This window comes from Candidatus Methylacidithermus pantelleriae (assembly GCF_905250085.1).
GTDB classification, from domain to species: domain Bacteria; phylum Verrucomicrobiota; class Verrucomicrobiia; order Methylacidiphilales; family Methylacidiphilaceae; genus Methylacidithermus; species Methylacidithermus pantelleriae.
Genome location: NZ_CAJNOB010000054.1, coordinates 1 through 4,004, shown reverse-complemented (window position 1 = coordinate 4,004; position 4,004 = coordinate 1). Strand labels below are relative to the sequence as shown.

4 protein-coding genes are annotated in these 4,004 nt (G+C 54.3%); all 4 read right to left on the bottom strand.

The window, feature by feature from the left end; genetic code table 11:
* A partial coding sequence (locus tag KK925_RS09245) for a sulfate/molybdate ABC transporter ATP-binding protein (protein ID WP_174583562.1) occupies positions 1–1,060 on the bottom strand: 1,060 nt, incomplete at its 3' end.
* A gap of 4 nt (positions 1,061–1,064) precedes the next feature.
* The gene (gene cysW, locus KK925_RS09240) at positions 1,065–1,916 is read right to left on the bottom strand and encodes a sulfate ABC transporter permease subunit CysW (RefSeq protein ID WP_174583561.1); all 852 of its coding nucleotides are present in this window, start codon (positions 1,914–1,916) and stop codon (positions 1,065–1,067) included.
* Positions 1,917–1,929: 13 nt separating this feature from the next.
* Positions 1,930–2,790: a sulfate ABC transporter permease subunit CysT gene (cysT, locus tag KK925_RS09235; RefSeq protein ID WP_174583560.1), complete on the bottom strand. Its 861-nt coding sequence runs from the start codon at positions 2,788–2,790 to the stop codon at positions 1,930–1,932.
* 4 nt (positions 2,791–2,794) lie between these two features.
* Positions 2,795–3,796 carry a sulfate ABC transporter substrate-binding protein gene (locus KK925_RS09230; protein ID WP_174583559.1) on the bottom strand — a complete coding sequence of 334 codons (1,002 nt, stop codon included), beginning with the start codon at positions 3,794–3,796 and terminating at the stop codon, positions 2,795–2,797.
* Positions 3,797–4,004: the final 208 nt, after the last annotated feature.

The following is a 4,004-nucleotide window of genomic DNA, read 5'->3' as shown; positions in this document are numbered from 1 at the left end:
GTTGGATCGGGAAGATCCGGAAGCGTCGAGGACGGACAAACACGTCTTGGCCCGGCTGAATCTTGAGGGTTTCATGGATATCCTGGTCGAGCTCGACGAGGATCCGCTCACCTCCATCCCAGGGGTCAACGTGAACTCGGACCACGGGACCGGCAGGAAGAAGGCGTCGGACGCGCCCCGCGAGGTGAGTGTCCTTACTTGCGTCCAAGGAAAGCTCAACTTCCCTGGGCCGGACATACACCAGGACCGCAGTGCCTGTATCAAGATTCACTTCGGGCATATCGAGCTCAATGGAGCCGATCTGCACCTTGCCTTGGGAAACCCGACCGTGGAAGATATTGACTGAGCCAAGAAAACCACAAACAAAGGGAGAGGCCGGATGATCCCAGACTTCTTTCGGACTGCCCACTTGTTCAATTCGCCCGTTATTGAAAATGGCGACCCGATCTGCGAGCTCGAAGGCTTCCTCCTGGTCATGGGTCACAAAGACGCTTGTTAAACCAATCCGGTCATGGAGTTCCCGAAGCCAGGAGCGTAATTCGACTCGAACTTGAGCGTCGAGAGCCCCAAAAGGTTCGTCCAATAAAAGCACTTGAGGTTCGACCGCCAAGGCCCGTGCCAGCGCAACCCTCTGCCGCTGGCCGCCACTGAGTTCATGGGGATACCGCTGGGCCAATCCTTCCAGTCGGACCAAATGTAAAAGCTCCTCTACTCGAGAAGAGATTTGCTTTTCTGAAAAGCCCATCTTGCGACGGCGCACCCGCAGGCCAAAAGCAATGTTTTCAAAAACAGTCATATGCCGGAAAAGAGCATAATGTTGGAAAACTAGTCCTACACCGCGATCGCGCGGGTGTCTTGCGCTCACATCCTCTCCATTGAAGAGGATCTTTCCCTTGTCCGGTATTTCTAATCCCGCGATGATTCGAAGGAGAGTCGTTTTCCCTGAACCCGAGGGTCCCAAAAGCGTTACAAATTCTCCCGAAGAAATCCGAAGGCTCACGTCATCAAGGGCAATGAAATGTCCAAACCGCTTGCTAATCTCATAGACCTCAATCTGCATGTTGTTACCCTCTTGCGCCAGGACGTCGGAGCTTTCGAATCTCCAATAACTGTGCTGCTATAAGAGTGAAAATGGCTAAAAAAGTAAGAAGGGTGCTGACTGCAAAAGCTGAGGTTGTGCGGTAGCTATTGTAGAGAAGCTCAATATAGAGTGTTAGAGTATTCGTCTGTCCCCGGATATGGCCAGAGACTACGGATACGGCCCCGAATTCTCCCATTGCCCGGGCAGTGCACATGACGACACCGTAAAGAAGGGCCGAGCGCATACTGGGTAGGGTGACCCGCCGAAAAACCTGCCACCCGCTCGCACCCAGGACTACGGCCGCTTCTTCTTCGTCGTGTCCCTGTGCCTGGAGCACGGGAATAAGCTCTCGGGCGACAAAGGGAAAGGTGACAAAGATTGTGGCGAGGATCATACCGGGCGGGGCAAAAACAATTGGGATCCCATGCTTTTGAAGCCAAGGCCCAAACCAGCCGGCTCGCCCGAAAAGAAGGATGAAGACCATGCCGCTAATGACGGGTGAGACGGTGAAGGGAAGGTCGATCAGCGCCGTTAAAAGATTTTTTCCAGGAAATTCGAATTTCCCGATCACCCACGCGGCTAGAAGTCCAAAGAGGGTATTCAGGCAAACGGCTATCCCAGCGATCCAAACCGTGAGGCGAAAGGCTTCCATTGCCTCAGGGTTCCGGATTGCTTCAAAGTAGCGCATCCAACCTTCCCGGAAGGCTTCCGTAAACACAAAAAGAAGCGGTGTTACCAGTACAACTCCCACAATGCCCAATGCCATAGCGATAAGGACCCCTTGGACGACCGGAGGATCAGCCCGAACCGTGCTGTGACGGGATAGCCCACGCATGGAAAACCCCTTCTTACTGAAGCAAAGAAGCGCTCCGTCGTTCCCACCAGCCCAGGACCAGGAGCACGAAAAGCGATACTCCCAGCATCACAACGGCAAGAGCGGAAGCTCCGACATAGTCGTATTCCTCCAGCTTGACCACAATGAGAAAAGGAAGCGTTTCAGTCCGGAAAGGCAGGTTACCGGAAACAAACACCACAGACCCGTACTCTCCAATGCCACGAGCAAAAGCTAACGCCACTCCAGCAATGAGAGCGGGACGCACTTCTGGCCAGATTACCCGCAAAAGAACCTGTAACCGGCTAGCTCCCAGGCTAGCGGCTGCCTCTTCGATTTCTGGATCCAGATTTTCTAGGACAGGCTGGACGCAGCGAACCACAAAGGGAAATCCCACAAAAAGAAGCGCAATGGTGATTCCAAGCGGCGTAAAAGCTCCTTGCACTCCGAGGGCCGCAAGAGGCCGTCCAAGCCACCCAGAGGGAGTCAGGAGACTGGTCCAGGTGATCCCCGCTACGGCCGTCGGAAAAGCAAAAGGTAGGTCGATGATGGCATCGATGAGCCGACGCCCAGGAAAGGAGTAGCGGGTTAGGACCCAAGCAACCAGAAGCCCGAGCAAAGCGTTGGTAGCTGCCGCCAAAAGCGCCGTCCCAAAGCTTACCCGGAAAGCGCTTAGGATTCTCGGTTGGAAAAGGGTGGCCATCATGCGACCAAAGTCAGCGGTGGCGGCCTTAAAGAGAAGGGCTGACAATGGGACGAGCACGATGAGCGTCAGGTAGAGCACGGTGTAGGCCAGGGTTAGCCGGAACCCCGGCAAGACCGTGGGACGTAGGAGTAGCTTTCGGGCTTTCTCGCCTAACCGAGCACGCTTGGCCATGGCGCTACCGGGAGGCCGTATAGATCTGGTCAAAGATCCCGCCGTCAGCAAAGTGTGTGTTGTGGGCCTTTTCCCAACCACCGAAAAGGTCGATCGAGAAAAGCGAGATCTTGGGAAACTTTTGCTGGAACTCGTTTAGAATGGAAGCAAGCCGTGGACGGTACCCGTTTCTCGCAGCGATCCGCTGCGCTTCTTCATCATAAAGGTGTTGCAGATAGGCTTCGGCCACTGCCCGTGTTCCCCGACGATCCACTACGGCATCTACCACAGCTACTTTTGGTTCGGCTAGGATGCTTTGTGGGGGGACCACAATCTCAAATCGATTGGGGAATTCCCGAAGCAAAAGATAGGCTTCATTTTCCCAATTAAGCAGCACATCCCCAACCAACCGTTCCGCAAAGGTCGTTGTCGAACCTCGTGCCCCGGAATCGAGGACCGGCACGTGCCGGTATAATTCTCGGGTGAATTGGCGGGCTTGTTCAGCACTTCCGGTCCGCTGGAGAGCTGAGCCCCAAGCTGCCAGGTAAGCCCAGCGGGCTCCTCCGCTGGTTTTGGGGTTAGGTACAATCACCTGTACGCCGGGTCGTATTAGGTCGGGCCAGTCGTGGATTTTTTTAGGGTTTCCTTTCCGGACGATGAATACAATGGTGGAAGTGTAGGGGCTGCTGCGGTCGGGAAGGCGCGTTTCCCAGTCAGGCTTGATGAGACCGGCCTTGGCAATTTGGTCGATATCGTAGGCAAGGGCAAGGGTGACCACGTCGGCCTGGAGCCCGTCAATGACAGCCCGCGCCTGTTTTCCGGAGCCTCCATGAGAGGTTCGGATGTGGAGAGTTTGGCCGTGTTTTTCTTTCCAGAAACGCTCGAAGTACGCGTTATACTGCTCGAACAATTCTCGTGTAGGATCGTAGGAAACATTAAGAAGCGTAATCTCTTGTCCCGGAACGGCGGCTACGGACGCCGCTACCAGAAGCACGGTGGAGGCAAATCGAGCAAAGATCTTTGGCATAAAACGTCCCTTTCGTTGGATGGGTTTTTTTCTCAGAGGGGTTTTTGCTCTTTTTTACGACAAGCATTCTAGAACCTTGGTTCTGCGAGTAAGGCACGTTTTGACAACCTGACACAGCGACAGACAGTCCCCAGCGAAAAACGCTCCTAAAGAATGAACGAACCGAGGGAAGGAAACAAAGAGAACGGGTAAGAAAAATAACACTACT